This is a genomic window from Pseudomonas mandelii, from assembly GCF_900106065.1.
Classification (GTDB): Bacteria; Pseudomonadota; Gammaproteobacteria; order Pseudomonadales; family Pseudomonadaceae; genus Aquipseudomonas; species Aquipseudomonas mandelii.
In genome coordinates this window covers 4,887,188-4,907,232 of sequence record NZ_LT629796.1, presented here as the reverse complement: position 1 = coordinate 4,907,232, position 20,045 = coordinate 4,887,188, and the positions used below count along the sequence as shown (strand labels likewise).

Here is a 20,045-nt window from a genome sequence, read left to right as displayed (position 1 = left end):
ATCCAAACAGTATCGATAAGGCATGACCGTGGACCCCCTCGAAATCGAAGACACCAGCGACTGGCTCGGCTGCCCCACTGAGCTTGAGACCTGTCGCTACTTCCTGCGCATCACCGAGAACGAGGTGCAGGAACTGACCCTGCAATTGCGCAAAGCGCGTGAAGACATCTTCGGCCTGGTGCAGATGCATGCGGAAGTGTCCCAGGAACGCGATCGGCTGCGAGTCGAACTGAACCGTGCATTCGCCACTGCGTCAGATGCCAATAGAAGGGTCACGGACATCGAGACGAAGACAAATTGGGAGTTAATGGCCAACGCCAAGGTGATCAGCGAGCTTCACGCAAGACTGCGTGAGCTGACCGGCGTAGATCCCTTCACGCAAATCCCACCACATTAAGTTGAATGCAGAGCAAACGGATTCACAGGTGATGCTGCCCTGTTTTTCAACCCGCCCAGAAGGCCGAACAGGAAGAATGCCAGGGCGCCAGCGCTCGGCACGATCAGGATATCCCAAGCCATTGCCATTGGGCCGAATGCCATTAAAACAGCAGTCCAAGCAAAGAATCGCTCCGCTGAATGCTCTGTAGCCTTTGTGCCGATGATGGCTGCCTTCAGATTGAGCAGGATCATGACCACGAACGGGACGAAAAAGATCAGCCCACCTTTCCATAGAAGCGTAAGGTAATAAACGTGAGTCGAACTGTTGGCTAGTAGAGCAGTAGATAGCCCTTCATTAGAATATCGTCCGTACCCAGAGAACCCGTTCCCAATGAGGGGACTAGCCATAAACTCTTTGGCGCCGGCAATAGCTAACTCAACGCGACCGGTTGCAAACTGGTCTGCCTGTTTCTCCCACTTTTCCTCCATCAACTCTTCTGGAGTAATCGGGTGCTCCTTTTCCTGTATCAGTTTTTCTAGAGCGATCGAGTGCTCCTTTTCCTCTATTAGTTTTTCTTGAGCGATCGGTTGCTCTAATGGCGCAGGTACGGACTCAGTCGGTACTGAATTGATAGCTTCAATAGAAGCGACCATGCGATTACTGCTCATTCCCCTTGCGTGATTTATAGCGAAGGAAATCAGGATAGATAGCAATGCCACTGCACACATCCGCCGAGCGTTCGCTTTACGTATGGCATACACAACAATGGAGCCTACGATCCACATCAACAGGATCTGCGCACTGCGCGAGTCGCTGCCGACGATTAGGAATGAGGCGCAGAACAGTGCTATCGCAAACAAGGTGAGTACGGGTTTGGTCGCTTTGCCGCCTATGAGCGAACCACACAGGATCATCGCCTGCAAGCACACCAAATGCGCAAGACTCAACACCCCGAATGTTGCAAAAACAGGCATGCCGAGGAATTCAGCGTTCATCGCGGCCAAACCGTAAGGGCCAATGTAGATTCGCACTTCCTGTTCTAGGTAGAAAATACGGGCAGCAACAACAATTAAAAACATTGATGAAAATAAAGACAACCAGTAAAAAACCTTGCTGATATCGTTACTCTTTGAAACGTACTTCCCGAGAAACAAGAAAGACGGAGAAAACATGATTAACACTAACGAGAAAATATGTTTAACCAGTGCACCATCCGCTGATATTTTATTGGCCGCCAATATAGAAGCGAGCCCGCACACTGCGGCAACAATATAAGCAAGCCCGGTGCGACCGAAGCTCATTAGGAACGCTATCCCAATTAGCGGAGCCAGTAAAAATGCGGGGTTAATGTCATACCCCAAGAGTGAAAACATCACTATAGGTAAAGACATGGCTGCGCCAATAGCGGGAACAAGTATTCCACCGCCAGCATTTAAATAGTGCATCTTCTGCGCAACAAACATTCTAACCCTTCCTGGATAGATAAATTACTTGGTACAGAGCCATGAGGAAGAAGCCGAGCAGCCCTCCATCAGTTCTAAAAACCACTCTCAAAGTGCTACGTTAGGACGTAATTCTTGGAGGCATACTGCCAGCATTTCGCGGAGAATACACTCCACAATCGAATGTTTCACTAGGTTGCAATTCCCTGTCAGAGCTCTACAGCGCCCTTTTACGGCGTCCTGCCGACCGAAAACAGTCTCTAATTTTGCAGCTCACGCACATAGGCCTGGCACGCCGCCAATGCAATCAGTCCTTGGTCGCCCTCGTCGGTGATTCCGATAACTCGTTGAGCATGCGCTGGGTCAAGTCTGACGCGCGCGCCTCCATGAACACGCCGACGGCTGCGGTACCGGCAAGCACTGGGTCGCCACTGCCTGGATCCTCGGCAAGGAGGACTGACAGCCGCAAATCAGAAGTGGCAAGGCGATCGCGCAGGCGAGCCTGATTGGTCTGTGCATCTTTCAGTTCCTTGTGGTGGGTTTCGTCGCTGGCCGACAGCCGCTGCTCGATCGCGAGTCGCTTGTCCTGGTTGGCGCGCATCTGGTCGGCGGCCGCGTTGCTGACGGCGGTCAGGTCGTCCTGATGCAGCCCGGCCTGTTCTGCGCGCTGCTTGCCGTAGCGCCAGTCCTGAACCTTCCAGGTGACGCCAGCGGTTGCCAGCACCAGCAATAGGATACCGACCAGTTTCCATGCCGCGGGACTCACGACACATCCTTGAAGAAAACGTGACCACCAAGCCTCCGCGTTTCTTTGGCTTTCACCGCCCAGTCCGGAGCCTTCTTCATGGTGATGGCGTAATAGTGCGTGGCACCGCCGGTTGGATCTGGCACCTTGCCATCGATCACCTGATCAGCAGCGATCCGCGCTTGGGCAAGCTCCCGGAACGGAATCGCTTTGGCCCCGATCAAGGACGGATAGTTCGGGTCGCTCTTATTCCAGCAGCTGAACTGATACGGCGCCTGGCAGACACCGGCATAGCCCTCGCCCCACCACGACTTGGTCTTGCCATCGTTCACACGGTTGCGAATCGTCCAGGCCACGGCAATCTGCCCAGCCAGGCTTTCACCACGAGCCTCGCCCCACAGCGTGCGGGCGAGGACATCGCGGTCTTTCTCGGTAACTGACATCGCTTTTCTCCAGGCGAAAAAAAACCGCTCAATGCGGCCCTGTCGATTCGATGCTGGGTGAAAGCCGGAATCTGGTTATGCAACCTTGACCCGGATGTTTGCGCGGCCGTCAGGCAGCACGTTCTGCACGATACCCACGGCTCGTCGGTATTGCTCAAACGTAAGTACAGAAGCAGGGACTGCGATCCCAATGATGGAATCACCATCCGCCTCAGGAACGATAAAGTCACCCGGATGCGCACCCAGCACATTGACCGGAACCTGTCCGGCGAATGCCATTCGATCCACCTTCATGCGCTCCAGCTCAAGACGCACTTGAAACGCCTCCATCTCGGCTTGGAACACTAGGTAAGGCGAGCCCTCATCACTGAGAGCTCCCCCTGCTTAACGAGCATGGCCAGTCGTGTGGCCATCAGAGCAAAGGCGAAAGGAATCTGCTTACTACCAAGCGTGCGAAGAGCTTTCGAAAGCTCCTCCACATTGGTACGGGCGTCGATCTTAAGCATTTGCCATCACCTATGCTTGCGGCGATCAACCTGCTCGGCTGGGGCTTTATCGCAACCCATGCAGTGTTCGCAGTTGAGGGTTCGGCAGAGCCAGCCTTTAACCGTCAGCCACCACGTAACCATGAAGATATGGCGAACACCGGCCAATGCCAGCGACACATGCAGTGTCAAACCCGCTGTAGTCGGGCTGAAGAAGATGTTCTGGGTTCGAGTCATCACAACGAAGCCACTGATGGCGATCGTTGAATAGATGATCTTCCCGACAATGCCGTCTCTCACCTTCCCGCTCAGCACGCACCAGGTAGCCCATAAGGCAATCAGGCCGCTTGCAATCAATAGAGTTGATTAGTTCGAAGTTCATGGTGGATTACCCCCGCCGAACCGCTGACGGATGATCGCCCAGAGGTCCGCGGCTTTGATGGCGCGATTGATCGCCGCCAGAAGTGAGCCGCTGAAGGTGCCAAGTAAAAAGCCGATGCCGGCGACGATGCTCGGCTCTGTGACACCGAGATAAGCACTGACCATGCCTGTCAGGTACAGAGAACAAGCCACTCCAGTGACCAAGAAAATTGCCCAAGCTCGCCAATCAGTAAGGTCGTCCTTGTGCCACCAACTGGCAACAATTGCTCCAATCAAGCCCGCGATAAGCCATTCAGCTTTGTCGATCAGGCGATGCAGTAGATCCATGCGCTCGACTCCGACTCTGCATGACTTGATTTGAATCAGCTCCAGCAGCACTCCCAGCTCGGAGCAATGGGTGTGGTGGAGCTGAAAACGAAAAAGCCCCGGCGAATGCCGAGGCTCTGTGGACAGTAGAAAGCAAAAAGCCCAACTTCAGAGTCGGGCTTTGCTCGCGGAAAAACCGCAAAGTACCTGAAATCTATAGTTAGCCCCCGGTCCTGTCAACTCCCTCGCGATGTAATATCATGTTGCCTGCATCCTGCGCCAACGACCGCGCCAACGGAGCCACACGCCATGTTCAAAAAAAGGAGTTTTAATTGAAAAGACTATTTATCTTCGCTCTCACATCTGCAATGTCCCTTTCCGCTCAAGCTACCCAATGGCGACAATTCACATCCACTATGTACGTTCTCGATCCAGCGGAGAACCAACAAGTAGTTGCTATGGCAAGCCTGTTCGAAGGAGAACAGATCGTCATGAACCTGGTGGATATGACGGGTTCGTTTTGTAGAGAAGGCCAAAACAGTGCCGTTATGCCAGCTGGCCCTTACAAGGTGAATGGCACGAACGTGAAGTTCGTTCAGGCCTGCATTAACGGAAAAAGAATCCTGTCACCGGAAACCGTTAAAGGAAAAGCATTCTTGGCTAAGGCAATCACTGCTGGCCCAGCAACCGTAGAGCTCGAGGGAAGCATTCTCCTTCATTTCTCTAGCGAAGATTTTCAGTCAGCCAAGAAGGCAATGGTTGATACAAATTCGGCACTCTGACCACCCGAAATACTTGGATGGCGCACAGCGGACTTATGCTGCGGCGCCTTCTCCCTAGCACATTTTTAAGCAGCCACTCGACGAATATCTAAAGCACCATCAATCCAAGCAATTCCTGCCTTCCAAAGCTGCCTGGTCTTCTCTTCACCGAAGCCCAGTTTCTTGCCTACATCCATCAGTGCCTTATCGCGAGAGGTGTAGTACCGCATGAGCACCTGACCACATTCCGGGTAGCGCTTCAGCACGGCCCATCAGACCGTCAATCATCAGTGCATCATCATCGGTGATCATCGGCGACAGGACCGTCTTCTCGCGAGAGGCGCAGCAGGATACACCCGAACCCAGCACGACCCAGCGGCCCCAATGCTCCAGCAGATCCTCGGCGGTACGCTCTTTAAATGTTGGTGTGAAAGCCATGACTCAATCCCCTGTGAAGTTCGAAGCGCCGGCACCGCGGCGGTTGTTCTGTTCGTGTTGTTCCTGGGCACCGCCGATGACATGGCGAGCCTTGGCGATCTCGGTGAGCGCGTCCTTCAAGCGCGCATTGAGTACCGGCACAACGTAGCTCAACGGAAGAGTCTGGAGCGTATGGCCGCAAACCCATCCCGACCCCAGGCAGTGCTCGCACTCGAGAAGTGAAAGATCCCGAGCCGCATACCCTTGCCCAGGTAGATGTTGCATTCGACGATGAACTTCAGTTCGCGCTTCTGGAGTGATCCGTGGAGCTTCTTCATAGCTGACCAGCCATTGCCACAGAATCTTCCATGGCCAATCCGGCAGGCTCAGCCCCTTCCATGCCCTGATCAAATGCAAAGGCAACATATTTGATCGCACCACGGACAGCTTCCGAGAGCGAATCAACCACTGACTTGAGTTGGTCGCGCTCAGATCGAACCTGATCCAGCAGGCAGCCGGAAGTGTCGGTAAATGCATTCAGCCCATCGCAGACCTTTGCCAGCAGCTGGTCTGCCGTAAGTTCTGTAGCGTTGTAGCCTCCAGCACCTAACTGGCATGCAATTGCGCGCATACCTTCGTCGTATCGCTCCTTCTCGGCGATCAGGGCCACGATCAGTTCTGGTTTGCAGGCCGCCTCAAATTGCGCCCAGCGATTGAGCATCTCGACTGTCGTGCCTTTGCCATGGATCGCGTCGGCCAGGCGCTTCAGGTCGGCCAGGTCGGCTAAATCAGCTTGAATTCCCATTTTTAAACCTCGCCTATGGTTGATTCTTGAAGTGCCTCGCAGGCCTTATGTTCCGTGGCTTATGGGGCATTACCGGAATATCCCAATCTACTGCCGGGCAATCCGTGAATCAGGTCAAAACCACACTGATCTAAATGCGCATGCCACTTCTCCAGGGCATCGCGCTTGCGACTCATCACGTCTGATTGGACGTACACCTTCACGTTGTGGCCCATGGAATGGTTGATCAGTAGTTCACTGATCAGATAGTCAATGCCGATGTCTGCCCAGCCGGTACGCGCCACCTTGCGAAGGTCGTGACTGGTCCACTCACCTTTGCCCAGCCGGGTGAACACGGCACTGGCCTGGCCTTCACTCAATGGCTTTACGAGCAGCAGAAATTCCCGACGGAATACATCCAGGCGCTACTGGGCCATGCGGACGAGAAGATGACGAAGCACTATCAGGAGGGGCACGACGAAAAGAAGATCGAGTACTTGGAGGTGAGCGCCGAGTTGGCGTTCTGAGGTGGGAGTTTTGCAAAAGTTTTGCAAATCGCAGAAAGCAAAAAGGGGTCACCGTTTCCGGTGACCCCTCTAGACCGCCCAGCAGAGCGGATTTTGTTTGGTAGGCGCGATTGGACTCGAACCAACGACCCCCACCATGTCAAGGTGGTGCTCTAACCAACTGAGCTACGTGCCTGCTGTGAGGCGGCATTCTACGGAATTCCGGAGGGGTGTCAACACCTTTTTTCGAGCTAACCCTATGAATATGCAAAATATTTAATTTAGCGGCGGTTAAGAAGATTTTCCGGTGGCTGGCGGTCGATTTTTAACTCGGGTAGGATCGAGGCACTCGTAAAATATATTAAACAGAGGCAGCCGGATGGCGAACACCCCCTACCCCGAATCCTATTACGCCGCGTCGGCCAATGCGGTTCCGCCGCGCCCGGCCTTGCAGGATGACGTAGAGACTGATGTCTGTGTGATCGGTGCCGGTTACACCGGTCTGTCCTCAGCCCTGTTTTTGCTGGAGAACGGTTTCAAGGTCACGGTGCTGGAAGCCGCCAAGGTGGGTTTTGGTGCGTCGGGCCGTAACGGTGGGCAGATCGTTAACAGTTATAGCCGTGACATTGATGTGATCGAACGCAGCGTCGGTCCCAAGCAGGCTCAGTTGCTGGGGCAAATGGCGTTTGAAGGCGGGCGGATCATTCGTGAGCGGGTCGCCAAATATAATATCCAGTGCGACTTGAAGGACGGTGGCGTGTTCGCTGCCATCACTGCCAAGCAGATGGGCCATCTGGAATCGCAGAAACGCCTGTGGGAACGTTTTGGTCATACGCAGCTTGAGTTGCTGGATCAAAAGCGCATACGTGAGGTGGTGGCCTGCGAGCAATACGTCGGCGGCATGCTCGACATGAGCGGCGGGCACATTCACCCACTCAACCTGGCATTGGGCGAAGCGGCGGCGGTCGAGTCGCTGGGCGGTACTATTTATGAGCAGTCGCCAGCGGTCCGCATTGAGCGCGGCGCAAATCCGGTGGTGCATACGCCGCAGGGCAAGGTCAGGGCCAAGTTCATTATCGTGGCCGGCAATGCCTATCTCGGCAATCTGGTGCCGGAACTCGCGGCCAAGTCGATGCCTTGCGGCACTCAGGTCATCACCACCGAGCCTTTGGGCGATGAATTGGCCAAGCGTCTGCTGCCGCAGGATTACTGCGTCGAGGACTGCAATTACCTGCTCGATTACTACCGCCTGACCGGCGACAAGCGCCTGGTCTTCGGGGGTGGTGTTGTCTATGGCGCGCGGGATCCGGCGAACATCGAAGCGATCATCCGGCCGAAGATGCTCAAGGCGTTCCCGCAACTCAAGGACGTGAAGATTGATTACGCCTGGACCGGCAATTTCCTGCTGACCCTCTCGCGCCTTCCCCAGGTCGGGCGGATCGGCGACAACATCTACTATTCCCAGGGCTGCAGCGGCCACGGCGTCACGTACACGCACCTGGCGGGCAAGGTGCTGGCCGAAGCGCTGCGTGGCCAGGCTGAGCGTTTCGACGCGTTTGCCGATCTGCCGCACTACCCGTTCCCCGGCGGGCAATTGCTGCGCACACCGTTTGCCGCGCTGGGTGCTTGGTATTACGGGCTGCGGGACAAGTTCGGGTACTAAGAACGACTGAAATCCTTTGTAGGAGCGAGCCTGCTCGCGAAGGCGGCGAAACAGTCAACATGGATGTTGGATGTGCCGGCCTCTTCGCGAGCAGGCTCGCTCCCACAAGGGGAATGGTGTTTAAAGTCGATCCCGTGCGATGCCGCTGCGGATTCGCAGGATGTCGGCGAGTACGGCGAGGGCAATTTCCGCAGGGGTTTTACTGCCCAGATTCAGGCCGATGGGCGCATGAATCCGCGCCAGTGCTGCGTCTCCCAACCCACCAATCCTGCGCAACCGCTCGAAGCGCTTCTGCGAGGTCTGCAGGGAGCCCATCACACCGATGTAAAACGCCTCGGTGCGCACGGCTTCCATCATCGCCAAATCGTCAATGCGCGGATCGTGAGTCAAGGCCACCACCGCGGTGTCGCTGTGGCAGCCGCCATCAGCAATGAACACGGACGGCAATTGACGACGAATCTCAACGTTTTCCAGCACGACACCTTCCAGCACCTCGTCGCGCGGATCACAGAGAATCACCTCGAACCCGAGGCCAACCGCAAACTCCGCGCACGCCTGGGCGACGCTGGAATACCCCGCCAACAGCAAACGCTGAGCCGCGCCGATCCGCACGCGCACCCGATCAATCTCCCGTTCGATGCGCACGCCCTGCTCACGATCAGTGAATAGGCTGCGTGCACCGCTGGCCAGATCGATCTCGCGGATCAGCCGCCGCTGGCCGAGCAACGCTGACTCCAGTTCCCGCAAATGAGCCTGAACCTCGCACCTGGATTCGAGCTTCTCCACCAGTACATCGAGCACACCACCGCAGGGCAAACTCACACGAGAATGCGGATCGTCGCCTTCGCCATAACGGACCACGCTGACCGCATCAACAAACGCGCCCTCGGCGACGCGTTCGAGAAAGTCTTCCTCGACGCAGCCGCCGGACAGCGAGCCGATCCATTGTCCGTCGGTGTTCACCGCCAGCAACGAGCCCGGCGCGCGCGGCGCCGAGCCATAGGTGGCGAGCACCGTGCACAGCCAGATGCGCTGGCCGGCCATCGACCATTCCAGCGCCCGACGCACGACTTGCAGATCGAGATGCTGCATGTCAGTGCGCCTTGTGCTCGAGTGGCGGTGCATCGGCGCGCAACGTCTGCACGTCGCTCACGGCCAGATCACCTGTCTGACCACCCCACCCTTGACGCAGGTAGTTGAGCAGATCGGTGAGTTGCTCGTGACTGAGCTTCTCCGCGAACCCCGGCATCGGTTGCATGTGTTCGAACCCGGTGAATTTCTGCTCACCAATGCCGTCGTCGATCACCCGCACCAGGTTGCGCGGATCTTCCAGGCGCAGCGTGGTGTTGCCGCGCATGGCCACGGCGATGTGCGGCTTGCCCTCGCCGCCGACCGCGTGGCAACCGGCGCAGACGTTCAGGTAATCCTGACGACCGCGCTGGGCGCTGGCACCGAGCTTGTCCAGCGGCACGTCGGTCAGAACCTTCGCGGTCGGCGGTTGATCGCCGAGCAGGAAGGTCGCCATCGCTGCCAGGTCCGGTTCATTGAGGCCTTGGGTGCTGTTGTGAAACACCGGGAACATCTCGTTGAACATCGTGCCCTGGGCGCTCATGCCGTGTTTGAGGAACGTGCTCAGGTCCTGATGATTCCAGCCGCGAGCGGCCAGGTCGTTGGCCAGCAGGCTAGGCGCCAGATAGCCGTTGAGCACTCCGCCGGTCATGCGTTTGTCCTGCTGCATCGCGCCCGGCAAGCCGCGCGGGGTGTGGCATTCGCCGCAGTGACCGAGCACATCGACCATGTACTGGCCGCGCTTCCAGGCTTCGCTTTTGCCGTCGGCCGGTTCCAGCTTCACGTCCTTGCCGTAGAGCATGTTCCAGCCCGTCAAGCCCAGGCGCACGTTGAACGGAAAGCTCAGGCTCGTGACCGGCGCTGCCCGTTCGATCGGCTCGACGGTTTTCAGGTACGCGTGAATCGCATCGGAATCTGCGCGCGGCATCAAGTGATAGGAGGTGTACGGCATCGCCGGGTACAGGTTCGCGCCGTCGCGACGCTTGCCCTCGGTGAGCGCGGCGAAGAATTCGTCATCGTTGTACAAACCGATGCCGTGCTCTTTGCTCGGGGTGATATTGGTGCCGTAGATCGTGCCGAACGGCGAGACGATCGGCAGCCCACCGGCATACGGCGCGCCACCCGGCGCGGTGTGGCAGGCCATGCAATCGGCGGCGCGGGCGAGATAGGCACCACGAACGACTTGATCATCCGCATGAGCCAGCAACACAGACGCAGCCAGACTCACCGCCAACGCCAGACGGGACAGTAAATGCTTCATGCTCAACCCTCCTTGACCAGGCCGAGATCGGTCAGCACGTTGCGCGTCGCGCTGTAATACCGCACGTAGCCGGTGCAGCGGCAGATATGGTGACCGAGGCTGTCCTCGATGACTTTTTCCAGCTGGCTTTTGACGATGGGCTGACGTTGCAGCTTCTCCACCAACACCGTCGCGGCATTTACAAAACCCGGTGCGCAGTAGCTGCACTGGAAGGCAAATTCATCGACGAAGCGCTGCTGGATCGGATTGAGTTCGGTGACCTGGCCCTGTTCATCGCGGGTCGCGTGGCCTTCAATGGTCCGCACTTTTTTGCCTTCGAAATAGTGCGCACCGGTGATGCAGGTGCGCACTTCTTCGCTGGTGCCGTCCGGGTTGTCGACGATCACTACGCAGGCGTGGCAGATGCCCTGGCCGCAACCCAGGCGCGAGCCGGTGAGGTTTTTGTATTCGTGCAGGTAATCGATCATCGGCAGGTCATCAGGAATGTCCACCGGGCTGACGGATTGACCGTTGAGGGTCAGTTGAAGCGGACGGTTAGCCATTGAGGGCCTCCTTGATGCGGGCAGAAGTGATAGGCAGGTCGCGGACCCGTTTGCCGATGGCATGTGCCACGGCGTTACCGATGGCGCCGACCACCGGGATCATCACCACTTCGGCGATGCCCTTGGATGGATCGCTCGGCGACAGCGGCGGCAGGATTTCGGCCGTCTGCGTCCACACCGCTACGTGGCGCGCCATCGGCAAGCGGTAACGGTTGAAGTTCCAGTCACCCTCCCCCGGCCCGCCTTCGTACAGCGGCATCTCCTCCATCAACGCATGGCCGATGCCCATGGCGATCCCGCCTTCGAGCTGGCCCTTGACCAGTTCTTCCACCAGCACCCGACCGCACTCGACCCACGAGTGGTGGTTGAGCACCTGCACTTCGGCGGAGCCCTTGTTCACTTTCAGTTCCACCAGCGTCGCCACCGGGCTGTAATACGTCACCGCCGCGTTGTTCAACTGCGTGTCCGGGTAATGCACGTTCTGGCGATCCAGCAAGTGAAAACCGGCGCTGTTCATCTGCGCCTTTTTCACGCTCGGCGCGCCATCACCGTACTTGACCGCCAAGCCGTCCAGCGGCAGACGTTCACGCACGCCGTCGATGCTGAACTCGGCCTCGGCCCAGCTCCAGCGGTTGAAACCGTGCACGGTCGCGCCGGTCACCAGGCCTTTTTCGTGGGCGTGCCTGGCCAGTTGCTCAAAGCTCAGCGGCTGCATGCCGTTGGCGGTGAGTCGGCCGTCGACCCAATGCGCATCTTCACGGCGCACCACATACGGGTTGGCCTGGCCGCCGTAAGGGCCCTGGCCCCAGATCTGCAACGCCGCCGGCCACAAACCGTGGTTGAACAACACGCGCGCCGCTTCACGGGTGGCGTGGCTGAAGTAATAGGCGGAGTTGGTCGCCGATGAGGCCGAGGCGAGTTTGCCGACCCAGCGCGGATTGCGCAGCACAGTGTCCTGCTCGGCCTGGCTCATGAGGTACGGGTTGCCGCCGGTGATCAGCTGCAACTCTTTCCATTCGGTCTCGCCGGTCTTCACTTCAGTCGCCGGGACGCCAAGGAAATCCGCCACGACCAAGGCTTGCGAGGTGGACATGCCGGTGCCGATTTCGATACCGATGTGGCGCAGGGTGATGTGCCCATCAGCGGTGAATTCGATGCTGGCCATCGGCGCTTCGGAACCGGTGCCGAAGTCTTTCTGGCAGATGGCAAAACCGACGCCGTACCAGTTGTCCGGGTCCCGGGCTTCGCGCTGCTTTTTGATCGCTTCGCGGTTTTTCCAGACTTCGTGAACAGCGGCTTTATCGAGAATTTCGTGCAGGCGCAACGCGCCTGCCGGCACCGCGCCCTGGGTGTTTTTCATGCCCGAGACCATGGCGTTTTTCTTGCGCAGATCAATGGCGTCAATGCCGAGGCGATCGGCAATCTCATCGACCATCATCTCGGTCGAGGCCATGCTTTGCAGGGTGCCGTATCCACGCATTGACCCGGCTTCAACGGCGCGGGAATGGTAGGCGGTGACCTGCAAATCGTTCTGCGGCATGTAGTAGATCGACTGCGCCGCCGTGGCGCCAACCGCCGCGACAGAGGGGCTGTAGTTGATCCGTCCACCGCCGTCGACGTTCATCTCGGCGCGGAAAATCTTGAAGCTGTGATCGGTCTTGTCCACCGCCAGTTGGTAGCGGATGTCGAACGGGTGACGCTTGATGCCGCTCTGGAACTGCTCGTAGCGATCGTTGGCCAGACGCACCGGCACACCGGCGCCGTACAACGCCGCAAGCGCCGCGTAGTACACGAAAATGTTGTGATCTTTGGAGCCATAACCGACGGTGTAGCCCGGGTGCATGTTCAGGTTGGCCAGGCCGAAACGCGACGGTGCGATCATCTTCGCGGTTTCGGTCGCGGTCTCCAGCGGGCACTGGGTGGCGACGACAAAATGCAGGGTTTTGGTCGCCGGGTCGTACCAGCCGTTGCCGTTGTCCGGTTCCATCGCCGCCGGTTCGATCGACGGGGTTTTGTAACGCTCGTCGAACACCAGCCAGTTGTCTGGCGGCGTGTCGATTTGCTGCTTCATGCGCTCGGCGTAGAACAAGCCGCGCTCGGTCAGGTTGCCGTGCAGGTTCGGTTGGGAATTCCACACCGGACGACGGTTGCGCAGCATCGGGAACAGGATCGAATCCTTCAGGCTGGCGAATTCGTCTTCATCCGCCGAGGTCACCCCGCCGACGCGCACGTAGCGGAAACTGCCGTAGGGATCGCTTTCGTAGAACGGCACTTTGTCGCCGTAACGAATCGCTTTGTCATTGAATTTGAGTCTGGCCTTGGCCTGGCGGAAGCGTTCGAAGTCGTTCCAGATCAGGATCGCCACGGGATGGCCGATGAACATCGGCACCTTGCCCTCCGGCAGCAGCGGATCCGGCGCGTGCTCTTCCGGGAAGGCGATGCCGTCCTTGTCCAGGTCGGCGGCGGTGACGATGCGGTCCGGCTGCAAGTCGGCGCCGAGCCACGTCAGGTCGTAACCGGCATAAATGCGATCGGCCTTGGTGGTCTTCAGCAGCATGGCGTGGCCTTGTTGCTGCGGCCAGCCCGGCATGTCCTTGGCGCGGATGTCGCGGGCAAACACTTTGCTGCCGCAGACCTTGGACAAGGCATCGTTACGCGAGCGCGCCTTGCCGTTGTTGCCGAGCCATTGCTCGGAAGGCACGGTCACGCTGTTTTCCATCAAGGCCGCCAGCGCCTGACTGCTGAGCGGCGTGAGCGTCACGCTCACACCCGCCACCAGCCCGCCCTGAAGGAACGAGCGCCGGGATATTTCACGGTTGGACATGGATCATCCTCTGGGCGGTTATGGGTCCGCCCTTCTGGTTATGTTCTGGGGATCTCGAGTCTTGCAGAAGCCCTTTTTGACGAGGCAAAGGGCTGTGTTGACAGTGCAAAGCTGACCGAAAGGTTAACTTTATAGATATATCGGCTTGTAGAAAACAACTGGCAACAAAAATCTGACCAAATAATCAGAAAACCGCCGCTTTCCGGCGAAGCAAATCGATGAACAAACCCAACTCCCGGCTGATGTGTTCGCCCTTGCGCAGCAACAATCCGAATGGCGCCAGTTGCACGTCCAGCTCCACCGGCAGCGCCACCACCAGACCCATTTTCAGGTAGTCGCGCAACGCGGTTTCCGAGAGCACCATGATGGCGTCGGTCAGTTGAATCAGTTGCTGCATCGAGTACACCGAGCTGCATTCGATGATGTCAGCGGGTGTCGGCAACGCCAGGCGCTGCAAGGCCTGATCCAGCCCGATGCGCGCCGGGCTGGTTTCCGGCTGCAGGATCCACGGCCAGCCGCTGACCAGTTCCGAGAGTTCGAGCGTTTCCCGTTGCACCAGGGGATGACCGGCGTGAACGACAACCAGCAACCGTTCGTTGCCCAGTTGTTCGAACTCGTAATGTTCGCTGTCGGTGCCAGCGTTGCGACGGGCAATGGCGAGGTCGATGCGGCCCTGCTCCAGCAACTGGATCACCTGATCGCTGGTGTCGCCCATGATGCGAATGCGCAACTGCGGATTGAGCGCCTTGATTTCGGCAATCGAATCCATCACCAGGTCGGGCGCGGCGCCCATGATGGTGCCGATGGACAGATAACCGTAACCGCCCTGCTGCCGCGCGATCAGGTCTTCGGCGCAGCGGTCGAGGCCGCTGAGGGCGGATTCGGCGAAACGAATCAACTCGCTGCCCAGTGCTGTTGGCCGCATTCCGCGCGGCAGGCGCTCGAACAGATCGCAGCCGAACATGTCTTCAATCTCATGCAGCATCCGGGTCGCCGCCGGTTGCGACATGTTCAGGCTTTGCGAGGCGCGGTGCAGGTTCTGGCTGCTGCTGAGCGTCACCAGCATGTGCAAATGCTTGTAGCGCAGGCGGTTGAGCAGGCTGCGGGAGATGATCGGCGTGGTCATGGCGGGCCTTTGTTATCGATACCCTCAAGGTATCAGTTGTGAGCTAGATTCGATTTGTAACGCATCGATCCGCGGCCGTACAGTCTTTCCCATAAGAACAAATGCCCTACCAAAGGAAAACTGCGATGAAGACTCTACCTGCGCCTCTGCTCGCCAAAATTTCCTGGCGGCTACTCCCCTTCCTGCTACTGATGTACATCATGGCCTTCCTCGACCGCGCCAACGTCGGGTTCGCCAAGCAAGCCTTTCAAGCCGACACCAACATCAGCGACGCCGCCTTCGCCTTCGGCGCCGGGGTGTTTTTCGTGGGTTACGCGCTGCTTGAAGTGCCGAGCAATCTGATCCTGCACCGTGTCGGCGCCCGCCTGTGGATGTGCCGGATCATGGTGACCTGGGGGCTGGTCTCCGCCGCCATGGTCTTTGCTCACACCGAAACCAGTTTCTACGTCCTGCGCTTCTTGCTGGGCGTGGCCGAGGCCGGTTTTTTCCCCGGCGTCATCCTTTACCTCACCTACTGGTTCCCCAGCGCCGCGCGCGGCAAAGCCATGGGCTTTTTCTACTTCGGTGCACCGCTGGCGTTCATCTTTGGCAGTCCGTTGTCTGGCTTGCTGCTGGAGCTGGACGGATTTGCCGGCGTCCACGGCTGGCAATGGCTGTTCGCGGTTGAAGGCTTGATGGCCACGGCGGTGGGCGTCTGGGCTTATTGGTATCTGGACAATCGCCCGGCCGACGCGAAGTGGCTGACGGTTGAAGAACGCCAGCAAGTGCAAGGCATCCTCGATCAAGAAGATAGCCACAAACAGAATCATGGCCGCAGCCTGCTCAATGTTCTGTGCCAACCCTCAGTTCTGTACTTGTGCCTGATTTATCTGCTGATTCAGGCCAGCGTCTACGGCGTGGTGTTCTATCTGCCGACCCAGGTCGGCGGGTTGTTGGGTACCAAGGTCGGGCTGATGGTCGGACTGGTCACGGCGATCCCATGGATCTGCGCGATAGTCGCGGCGTACCTGATCCCCGGCTACAGCGACCGCACCGGCGAACGTCGCCGCACCGCCTGCCTGACGTTGCTGATGTCCGCAGCCGGAATCGCCTGCTCGGTGACCTTCGCCAGCCCGTTCCTCGGCATCGTCGCCCTGTGTTTCGCCGCTTCGGGTTTCATCGCGGTGCAACCGGTGTTCTGGACCTTCCCTTCCAGCTATCTCGCCGGCAGCGCCGCTGCAGCCGGGATTGCCCTGATCAACTCGTTCGGCGCCCTCGGCGGCTTCATCGCCCCGGTCCTGAAGAACTGGGCCGAAGGCGCCTTCCATTCACCGGCCGCAGGCTTGTACGTACTGGCCGGCACCACCGTCATCGCCGCGTTGCTGGTCCTGGGCATCCGCTCACCCGTCCACAAGCCTTCCAACACACCGGCCACCGTTTAACCTGAGGAGTCACACCATGGGCATTCCAACCATCAAACACGTCCGCGCCTTCACGTTGAGAGGCGGCGGCGCGGATTATCACGATCAGGCGGACGGTCACTGGATCGACGATCACATTGCCACGCCGATGAGCAAATACCCCGAGTATCGCCAGAGCCGCCGCACCTTCGGCATCAACGTGCTCGGCACGCTGGTGGTCGAGATCGAAGCCAGCGACGGCACGGTCGGTTTCGCCGTCACCACCGGTGGCGAGCCTGCCGCGTACATTGTCGAAAAACACTTGGCGCGTTTCCTCGAAGGCGCACGGGTCACCGACATCGAAAAAATCTGGGACCAGATGTACCAATCGACCCTGTATTACGGTCGCAAAGGCATCGTCATCAACACGATCTCCGGGGTTGATCTGGCGTTGTGGGACTTGCTCGGCAAGATCCGCAAAGAGCCGGTGCATCAGTTGCTCGGCGGTGCGGTGCGCGACGAATTGCAGTTCTACGCCACCGGCGCCCGTCCGGACCTGGCGCAGAAAATGGGCTTCATTGGCGGCAAGATGCCGTTGCATCACGGCCCGGCCGAAGGCGAGGAAGGCCTGCGCAAGAACCTCGAAGAACTGGCGACCATGCGCGAGCGGGTGGGCCCGGACTTCTGGCTGATGCTCGATTGCTGGATGAGCCTGGACCTCAACTACGCCACCAAGCTGGCGGTCGGCGCCCACGAGTACGGTTTGAAGTGGATCGAAGAGGCTCTGCCGCCGGACGATTACTGGGGCTACGCGGCCCTGCGCAACAACGTGCCCAAAGGCATGTTGGTGACCACCGGCGAACACGAAGCCACCCGCTGGGGTTTCCGCATGCTCCTGGAAATGGGCTGCTGCGACATCATCCAGCCGGACGTCGGCTGGTGCGGCGGGATCACCGAACTGGTGAAGATTTCCGCCCTGGCCGATGCCCACAACGCGCTGGTGATTCCTCACGGTTCTTCGGTTTACAGCTACCACTTCGTCGCCACCCGGCATAACAGCCCGTTCGCCGAGTTTCTGATGATGGCGCCGAAGGCTGACGAAGTGGTGCCGATGTTCCACCCGCAATTGCTCGGCGAACCGGTTCCGGTGAACGGCCGCATGCGCCTCTCGGCACTCGACCAGCCAGGTTTCGGCGTGACCCTGAACCCGGAATGCCAACTGCATCGGCCGTACAACCGCTGAGAAAGGACCCCGCTATGAACATGCCTCACAACGCTTTCAAGGCCGCGCTGAAAAATCCGGCGACCCAGTACGGAATCTGGGCCGGTTTCGCCACCGGCTACGCCGCCGAAATCGTCGCCACCACCGGTTACGACTGGATGCTGATCGACGGTGAACACGCGCCGAACACCGTGCCCGGCGTACTCGCGCAATTACAGGCGGTGGCGCCCTACTCCACGGCTCCCGTGGTGCGTGCGGTGACGGGCGATGCCAACCTGATCAAGCAACTGCTGGATATCGGTGCGCAGACGCTGATGATTCCGATGGTGGAAACCGCCGAGCAAGCGGCCGCCCTGGTGCGCGCCATGCGTTACCCGCCCCACGGTGTTCGCGGCGTCGGCGGCGGTTTGACCCGCGCCACGCGCTGGGACGGCGTGCCGGATTATTTGAACACCGCCCATGAGCAGTTGTGCCTGATCGTTCAGGTGGAATCGCGGATTGGCGTGGAAAACGTCGAAGCGATCGCCGCCATCGAAGGCGTCGACGCGGTGTTTATCGGCCCGGCGGATTTGTCCATCGGCCTCGGCCATGCAGGCAACCCTGGCCATCCTGACGTTCAGGAACGCATCCAGCACGCAGTGAAAGCAACGCTCGCAGCCGGCAAGGCTTGCGGCATCCTCGCGCCGAACGAAGAAGACGCGCGCCGCTATCAAAGCTGGGGCTGTCAGTTCATTGCCGTGGCCATCGACATCAGCCTGCTGCGCCAAAGCGCCACGGCCACCCTGGCCCGCTATCGCACACCAGCCACCGAACACGCGCCGTCGCGCACTTACTGATCAGCCAAGGAGTCGCCCCAATGTCGTCCGTGCCCGTGTACGAAAACTTCATCAACGGCCAGTTCGTGGCCAGCACCGACCATATCGATGTGATCAACCCGGCCACGGGTGTCATGCTGTCGAAAGTCCCGGCCTCGACGGCCGAAGACGTCGACCGCGCCCTTGCCGCCGCGCGCGCCGCGCAAAAAGACTGGTCGCGCAAACCGGCGATTGAACGCGCCGGGCATCTACGCCGGATCGCCGCCAAGCTGCGGGAGAACGTCCAGCACTTGGCCCGCACCATCACCCTCGAACAAGGCAAGGTCAGCGGCCTGGCGGAAGTGGAAGTCAATTTCACCGCCGACTACCTCGACTACATGGCCGAGTGGGCCCGGCGCATCGAAGGCGAAATCATCACCAGCGACCGGCAGAACGAAAACATCTTTCTGTTTCGCAAACCACTGGGCGTGGTCGCCGGGATTCTGCCGTGGAATTTCCCGTTCTTCCTGATTGCCCGCAAGATGGCGCCGGCCCTGCTGACCGGCAATACCATCGTGATCAAACCCAGTGAAGAAACCCCGAACAACTGCTTCGAATTCGCCCGGCTGGTGGCCGAAACCGATCTGCCGGCGGGCGTGTTCAACGTGGTTTGCGGCGATGGTCGAGTGGGCGCGGCGCTCAGTGCGCACAAGGGCGTGGACATGATCAGCTTCACCGGCAGCGTCGACACCGGTTCGCGAATCATGGCCGCCGCCGCACCGAACATCACCAAACTCAACCTGGAACTGGGCGGCAAGGCGCCGGCCATTGTGCTGGCGGATGCCGACCTTGATCTGGCAGTAAAAGCCATTCGCGATTCGCGGATCATCAACAGCGGTCAGGTGTGCAATTGCGCCGAGCGGGTGTACGTCGAACGCAAGGTCGCCGACTCGTTTATCGAACGCATCGCAGCGGCGATGAGCGCCACCCGTTATGGCGATCCGATTGCCCGGCCAGAGGTGGAAATGGGCCCGCTGATCAACCGTCAGGGCCTGGACAGCGTCAACCGCAAAGTGCGCACGGCCTTGAGCCAGGGCGCGAGTCTGATCAGCGGTGGGCAGATTGCCGATTTGCCGAACGGCTTTCACTTCCAGCCCACGGTATTGGCCGGGTGCAGCGCCGACATGGAGATCATGCGCGAAGAGATTTTCGGCCCGGTGCTGCCGATCCAGATTATCGACGACCTCGACGAAGCCATCGCCCTGGCCAACGACTGCGACTATGGCCTGACTTCGTCGATCTACACCCGCGACCTCAGTAAAACCATGCACGCAATGCGCGAGCTGGATTTTGGTGAGACTTACGTCAACCGCGAGAACTTCGAGGCCATGCAGGGCTTCCATGCCGGGGTGCGTAAATCCGGGATTGGCGGCGCGGATGGCAAGCATGGGCTTTACGAGTACACCCATACCCATGCGGTTTACTTGCAAGGCTGAGTCTTGCGGCGTTGCTGATGC

At 59.0% G+C, this 20,045-nt stretch carries 20 protein-coding genes, 1 tRNA gene and 3 pseudogenes; 8 read left to right on the top strand and 16 right to left on the bottom strand.

Features of this window, described 5'->3' with window-relative positions; genetic code table 11:
• Nucleotides 1-22: 22 nt before the first annotated feature.
• Nucleotides 23-397: a hypothetical protein gene (locus tag BLU63_RS22760; RefSeq protein ID WP_083376296.1), complete on the top strand. Its 375-nt coding sequence runs from the start codon at nt 23-25 to the stop codon at nt 395-397.
• Here the strand turns inward: BLU63_RS22760 and BLU63_RS22755 are convergent.
• The 6 genes and pseudogenes from BLU63_RS22755 to BLU63_RS22730 all read right to left on the bottom strand — a co-directional run bounded on the left by BLU63_RS22755 (nt 394) and on the right by BLU63_RS22730 (nt 4,202).
• On the bottom strand, nt 394-1,842 hold the full coding sequence (locus tag BLU63_RS22755) for an O-antigen ligase family protein (RefSeq protein ID WP_083376295.1): 1,449 nt from the start codon (nt 1,840-1,842) through the stop codon (nt 394-396). The genes BLU63_RS22760 and BLU63_RS22755 overlap by 4 nt on opposite strands.
• Nucleotides 1,843-2,081: 239 nt before the next feature.
• Nucleotides 2,082-2,587: pseudogene (locus tag BLU63_RS22750) on the bottom strand (lysis protein).
• Complete coding sequence (locus tag BLU63_RS22745) at nt 2,584-3,009, bottom strand: cell wall hydrolase (protein ID WP_083376294.1); 426 nt, start codon at nt 3,007-3,009, stop codon at nt 2,584-2,586. Before BLU63_RS22745 ends, BLU63_RS22750 begins: the two are co-directional and overlap by 4 nt.
• Nucleotides 3,010-3,084: 75 nt before the next feature.
• Nucleotides 3,085-3,324 carry a hypothetical protein gene (locus BLU63_RS22740; RefSeq protein WP_144443411.1) on the bottom strand — a complete coding sequence of 80 codons (240 nt, stop codon included), beginning with the start codon at nt 3,322-3,324 and terminating at the stop codon, nt 3,085-3,087.
• A gap of 197 nt (nt 3,325-3,521) precedes the next feature.
• Nucleotides 3,522-3,876 (bottom strand): annotated as a pseudogene (locus BLU63_RS22735) (hypothetical protein).
• The gene (locus BLU63_RS22730) at nt 3,873-4,202 is read right to left on the bottom strand and encodes an MFS transporter (protein ID WP_083376292.1); all 330 of its coding nucleotides are present in this window, start codon (nt 4,200-4,202) and stop codon (nt 3,873-3,875) included. Before BLU63_RS22730 ends, BLU63_RS22735 begins: the two are co-directional and overlap by 4 nt.
• 311 nt (nt 4,203-4,513) lie before the next feature.
• On the opposite strand from BLU63_RS22730, the gene BLU63_RS22725 reads away from it, so the two are divergent.
• Nucleotides 4,514-4,963: a hypothetical protein gene (locus BLU63_RS22725; RefSeq protein WP_083376291.1), complete on the top strand. Its 450-nt coding sequence runs from the start codon at nt 4,514-4,516 to the stop codon at nt 4,961-4,963.
• Between the two features lie 183 nt (nt 4,964-5,146).
• On the opposite strand, the gene BLU63_RS22720 is transcribed toward BLU63_RS22725, so the two are convergent.
• The 4 genes and pseudogenes from BLU63_RS22720 to BLU63_RS33385 all read right to left on the bottom strand — a co-directional run.
• A complete protein-coding gene (locus tag BLU63_RS22720; RefSeq protein ID WP_231990905.1) occupies nt 5,147-5,380 on the bottom strand; it encodes a hypothetical protein in 234 nt (77 codons plus the stop codon).
• Between the two features lie 3 nt (nt 5,381-5,383).
• Complete coding sequence (locus BLU63_RS32840) at nt 5,384-5,533, bottom strand: hypothetical protein (protein WP_156877437.1); 150 nt, start codon at nt 5,531-5,533, stop codon at nt 5,384-5,386.
• Nucleotides 5,534-5,693: 160 nt separating this feature from the next.
• Nucleotides 5,694-6,164, bottom strand: a complete 471-nt coding sequence (locus tag BLU63_RS22715) for a hypothetical protein (protein ID WP_083376290.1) — start codon at nt 6,162-6,164, stop codon at nt 5,694-5,696.
• Nucleotides 6,165-6,223: 59 nt separating this feature from the next.
• A pseudogene (locus BLU63_RS33385) lies at nt 6,224-6,529 on the bottom strand (tyrosine-type recombinase/integrase); the annotation flags it as partial.
• Between BLU63_RS33385 and BLU63_RS22705 the strand changes: the two are divergent.
• Nucleotides 6,461-6,670 carry a hypothetical protein gene (locus tag BLU63_RS22705; protein ID WP_083376289.1) on the top strand — a complete coding sequence of 70 codons (210 nt, stop codon included), beginning with the start codon at nt 6,461-6,463 and terminating at the stop codon, nt 6,668-6,670. The pseudogene BLU63_RS33385 and the gene BLU63_RS22705 overlap by 69 nt on opposite strands.
• A gap of 98 nt (nt 6,671-6,768) precedes the next feature.
• Here the strand turns inward: BLU63_RS22705 and BLU63_RS22700 are convergent.
• Nucleotides 6,769-6,845: transfer RNA gene (locus tag BLU63_RS22700), tRNA-Val, on the bottom strand.
• 183 nt (nt 6,846-7,028) lie between these two features.
• Here BLU63_RS22700 and BLU63_RS22695 point away from each other — a divergent pair.
• Nucleotides 7,029-8,312: an NAD(P)/FAD-dependent oxidoreductase gene (locus BLU63_RS22695; RefSeq protein WP_010455992.1), complete on the top strand. Its 1,284-nt coding sequence runs from the start codon at nt 7,029-7,031 to the stop codon at nt 8,310-8,312.
• 120 nt (nt 8,313-8,432) lie between these two features.
• On the opposite strand, the gene BLU63_RS22690 is transcribed toward BLU63_RS22695, so the two are convergent.
• The 5 genes from BLU63_RS22690 to BLU63_RS22670 all read right to left on the bottom strand — a co-directional run bounded on the left by BLU63_RS22690 (nt 8,433) and on the right by BLU63_RS22670 (nt 15,133).
• Nucleotides 8,433-9,404: an XdhC family protein gene (locus BLU63_RS22690; RefSeq protein WP_083376288.1), complete on the bottom strand. Its 972-nt coding sequence runs from the start codon at nt 9,402-9,404 to the stop codon at nt 8,433-8,435.
• Nucleotide 9,405: 1 nt separating this feature from the next.
• Nucleotides 9,406-10,641, bottom strand: a complete 1,236-nt coding sequence (locus BLU63_RS22685) for a c-type cytochrome (RefSeq protein WP_083376287.1) — start codon at nt 10,639-10,641, stop codon at nt 9,406-9,408.
• Nucleotides 10,642-10,643: 2 nt separating this feature from the next.
• Nucleotides 10,644-11,183: a (2Fe-2S)-binding protein gene (locus tag BLU63_RS22680; RefSeq protein ID WP_083376286.1), complete on the bottom strand. Its 540-nt coding sequence runs from the start codon at nt 11,181-11,183 to the stop codon at nt 10,644-10,646.
• Nucleotides 11,176-14,007: a xanthine dehydrogenase family protein molybdopterin-binding subunit gene (locus BLU63_RS22675; RefSeq protein WP_083376285.1), complete on the bottom strand. Its 2,832-nt coding sequence runs from the start codon at nt 14,005-14,007 to the stop codon at nt 11,176-11,178. Before BLU63_RS22675 ends, BLU63_RS22680 begins: the two co-directional genes overlap by 8 nt.
• A 184-nt stretch (nt 14,008-14,191) precedes the next feature.
• The gene (locus tag BLU63_RS22670) at nt 14,192-15,133 is read right to left on the bottom strand and encodes a LysR family transcriptional regulator (protein ID WP_083376284.1); all 942 of its coding nucleotides are present in this window, start codon (nt 15,131-15,133) and stop codon (nt 14,192-14,194) included.
• 125 nt (nt 15,134-15,258) lie between these two features.
• Here BLU63_RS22670 and BLU63_RS22665 point away from each other — a divergent pair, with 125 nt between their 5' ends.
• From BLU63_RS22665 to aldA, 4 genes are read left to right on the top strand one after another with little or no spacing between them, the layout of a single operon-like run.
• Nucleotides 15,259-16,554, top strand: a complete 1,296-nt coding sequence (locus tag BLU63_RS22665) for an MFS transporter (protein ID WP_010456004.1) — start codon at nt 15,259-15,261, stop codon at nt 16,552-16,554.
• 16 nt (nt 16,555-16,570) lie between these two features.
• The gene (gene rhmD / locus BLU63_RS22660) at nt 16,571-17,755 is read left to right on the top strand and encodes an L-rhamnonate dehydratase (RefSeq protein WP_077750338.1); all 1,185 of its coding nucleotides are present in this window, start codon (nt 16,571-16,573) and stop codon (nt 17,753-17,755) included.
• A gap of 14 nt (nt 17,756-17,769) precedes the next feature.
• On the top strand, nt 17,770-18,570 hold the full coding sequence (locus BLU63_RS22655) for an aldolase/citrate lyase family protein (protein ID WP_083376283.1): 801 nt from the start codon (nt 17,770-17,772) through the stop codon (nt 18,568-18,570).
• Nucleotides 18,571-18,590: 20 nt separating this feature from the next.
• Nucleotides 18,591-20,024: an aldehyde dehydrogenase gene (gene aldA, locus BLU63_RS22650; RefSeq protein ID WP_083376282.1), complete on the top strand. Its 1,434-nt coding sequence runs from the start codon at nt 18,591-18,593 to the stop codon at nt 20,022-20,024.
• Nucleotides 20,025-20,045: the final 21 nt, after the last annotated feature.